Origin of the sequence: Tenacibaculum sp. L6 (assembly GCF_028823685.1) — a bacterium.
GTDB lineage: Bacteria > Bacteroidota > Bacteroidia > Flavobacteriales > Flavobacteriaceae > Polaribacter.
Map to the genome: position 1 here is coordinate 1 of NZ_JAPEHZ010000221.1, position 255 is coordinate 255.

The following is a 255-nucleotide window of genomic DNA, read 5'->3' on the forward strand; positions in this document are numbered from 1 at the left end:
CAAGCAGAAATTCAAGGTGTTTCGACCGAACAAAGCAAGACCAAACGTAAAAAAGATGGTGTTTTTTACACACCGAAATACATTACAAAATACATTGTAGATAACACCGTTGGTAAACTTTGTGATGAAAAGAAAACGGAACTCGATATACAAGAAGCTGAATACGAAAAAGAACGTAAAGGAAGACAAAAAGCGACTTTAAAAAAGCTATCTCAAAAATTAGAAGATTACAGAAAATGGTTATTGCAAATTACC

Annotated in this window: 1 protein-coding gene; it reads left to right on the forward strand. The window is 32.9% G+C overall.

Annotation, left to right across the window (positions count from 1 at the left end; all coding sequences use genetic code 11):
- Positions 1-255: hypothetical protein (locus tag OU788_RS12800; RefSeq protein WP_274635505.1), on the forward strand; the 255-nt coding region annotated here is incomplete at both ends.